Annotated in this window: 2 protein-coding genes and 1 pseudogene; 1 reads left to right on the top strand and 2 read right to left on the bottom strand. The window is 65.9% G+C overall.

Features of this window, described 5'->3' with window-relative positions; all coding sequences use genetic code 11:
• Positions 1-1,235: pseudogene (locus tag ABZX90_RS38230) on the top strand (hypothetical protein); the annotation flags it as partial.
• Between the two features lie 169 nt (positions 1,236-1,404).
• On the opposite strand, the gene ABZX90_RS38225 reads toward ABZX90_RS38230, so the two are convergent.
• Together ABZX90_RS38225 and ABZX90_RS38220 are read right to left on the bottom strand one after the other, a co-directional pair.
• On the bottom strand, positions 1,405-1,893 hold the full coding sequence (locus ABZX90_RS38225) for a hypothetical protein (protein ID WP_355212852.1): 489 nt from the start codon (positions 1,891-1,893) through the stop codon (positions 1,405-1,407).
• Entirely contained in the window at positions 1,890-2,114 is a 225-nt protein-coding gene (locus tag ABZX90_RS38220; protein ID WP_355212850.1) for a hypothetical protein, read from the bottom strand. Before ABZX90_RS38220 ends, ABZX90_RS38225 begins: the two co-directional genes overlap by 4 nt.
• Positions 2,115-2,692: the final 578 nt, after the last annotated feature.

Raw genomic sequence — 2,692 nt, 5'->3', positions numbered from 1 at the left:
AGAAGGGTTTCGGCGACGGTTCGGATATAGACCCGGGCTTCGAGGGCTCGGAGCCCGTTCCTATGCCGGAGGGGCCGAATTTTTTGCCGGAGGGCTCGGAGCCCGTTCCTATGCCGGAGGGGCCGAATTTTTTGCCGGAGGGCTCGGAGCCCGTTCCTATGCCGGAGGGGCCGAATCTTTTGCCGGAGGGGGACACGGAACCCGACCTGGCCGACGAGGCGGACACGGAACCGAATCTTGTGCCGGAGGCGGAGACGGAACCGAATCTTGTGCCGGAGGCGGACACGGTTCCGGATATGGGTGCCGGTCCCTCTCATTATCAGGAGCCAGGGACGATTGGGTTCGGTGTAGAGGCGGACTCGGAGCCCGGTCTTGTGCCGGAGGCGGACACGGAACCGAATCTGCCGGAGGGGGACTCGGAGCCCGGTCTTGTGCCGGAGGCGGACACGGTTCCGGATATGGGTGCCGGGCCCTCTCATTATCAGGAGCCAGGGACGATTGGGTTCGGTGTAGAGGCGGACTCGGAGCCCGGTCTTGTGCCGGAGGCGGACACGGAACCGAATCTGCCGGAGGGGGACTCGGAGCCCGGTCTTGTGCCGGAGGCGGACACGGTTCCGGATATGGGTGCCGGGCCCTCTCATTATCAGGAGCCAGGGACGATTGGGTTCGGTGTAGAGGCAGACTCGGAGCCCGGTCTCGTGCCGGAAGCGGACACGGAACCGGATCTGGCCGACGAGGCGGAGACGGAACCGAATCTTGTGCCGGAGGCGGACTCGGAGCCCGGTCTCGTACCGGAGCCCGAGGCGGGGCCGGCCAAGGGTGCAGCTCCCGAGGCGGGGGCGGCCAAGGGTGCAGCTCCCGAGGCGGGGGCGGCCAAGGGTGCAGCTCCCGAGGCGGGGGCGGCCAAGGGTGCAGCTCCCGAGGCGGGGCCGGCCAAGGGTGCAGCTCCCGAGGCGGGGCCGGCCAAGGGTGCAGCTCCCGAGTCCGGGCCGGCCAAGGGTGCAGCTCCCGAGACGGGGGGAGGTTCGGGAGCAATGGGCGCAGTCGGTCTACTCGGCGAAATTGGCAGCCTGGCCCTATATGCCAAATTTGCCTACGATGTCACGCAAGAGGTCCAGTTTATCGCGGATCCGGATAATTCAAAATGGGGCACCGAACGGACTGATATGTTCGGCGACCATTATTTCAAGAATTCGGACGGCTCATGGACTACTTCATCTCCCAACGAGGCGTGAATCCCGCTGAGGGTTGGGGTCATTGATGACTGGAACTCCAGGAGGGATCCCGGAAGGGTATAGGGAGTATCCGCCTTCTCGCTTCTCGCTCTTCCGGCATGCGATAAGACGTTTCGGGCCGCATCTCAAGTTGACCAGGAGAGATGCTTCGTTGAAGCGTGCAATTGTTTCATCTTCTTCCTTGGTGCGTGGTCTCCTCAACGGCGCCGATAATCATCGAGGCATCTTGACGGTGCGTTCGGGGGGCGGCGGTGCCATAGCGCATGGCGGTTTGCTCGGTGATGCCGAACAGGCGCATGAGCCTGAGTGGGTCGGCGGTTTTGGCAGCTTCGTTGAGGATGCGGTCTTGTCTCAGGCCGCTCAGCGTCAGTCCGCGGGGAAGGGCTCCACTCAGGGTGCCGATGCTGACGGCCGGGTGGTCGGGGTCGACCGCGGTCTTCTGGCTGACCAGCAGGTGGGGGTTGGACGAGGCCGGCCAGCGCTGGTGGCGGTAGGTCGTCCAGTGGGCGGCGAGTTGGTGGGTGAGCTCCTCCAGGCAGAGGGTGCGCCGCAGCAGACCGCGCCGTACTTCGAGGGTGCCGCGGGAGAGATCGAGGCCCGTGGTGTGCAGGGTCCGGATCTCCTTGGAAGGCAGCGCGTGAACGGCGGCGAAGGTCACGACCAGGCGGCCGAGCGTGGTCGTCGCCTGATCGAGCAGCCCATCAGGATGTCGGAGGGGATGGACTTCGGGATGCCCTTGATATCCCCAACCGGGAGGTCCCGGGCGGGGTTGCGGAAGATCACGCGTTCACGCTTCAGCGCGCGGAACAGGCTGCGCAGTGCCGTGGCCAGCCCTCGGCGGGCGGTCGCCTGTGCCTGCACTGGTGGCGGGCCCGGCACGTCTGCTCCCCGCGCACGCGAGGATGGTCCCTCACGCGTGTACCGCGGGTCCCTTGTCCCCGTCTGCTCCCCGCGCACGCGGGGATGGTCCTGAGCATCGACACCACGCCGGACCCGGACGAGACTGCTCCCCGCGCACGCGGGGATGGTCCCGTCGTCAAGTCCGACGACTGGCCGGACGTGATGTGCTCTCTGCACCCGGGGGATGGTCCGCGTTCGCGCCAATTGGAAGTTGGCGCGTCGCTTGACCCCCGCACCCGCGGGGGATGGTCCCCCCTCTATGCCTGGCTGGAGGGGGCTGCACCACACCCTGCACACCCGGTAGACGCCCAGATCAGACGGGTGAGGTCACAAGATCCCCGACAGAGCCGAATGGTTTGACCGCTGACACGCCCGTCCAGTCCCGGAAACGGTCCCAACAGGAAACGGCCCAGGGGTTCGCCCGTCCGCATCCGGATTCCAACACCGAATGTCCTGTGTCATTGAGCCTTTTCCAACCTGGCTGTGGCGTCGGGGTGTTGGTGGGCATGGGTTGTACGGAACGACGAAGCTCCTGGTAGACGGGTTCTCGACCAAGA

Origin of the sequence: Streptomyces sp. NPDC002935 (assembly GCF_040611295.1) — a bacterium.
Classification (GTDB): domain Bacteria; phylum Actinomycetota; class Actinomycetes; order Streptomycetales; family Streptomycetaceae; genus Streptomyces.
The sequence above is the reverse complement of the archived record's forward strand: the minus strand, read 5'-3'. Positions and strand labels throughout refer to the sequence as shown.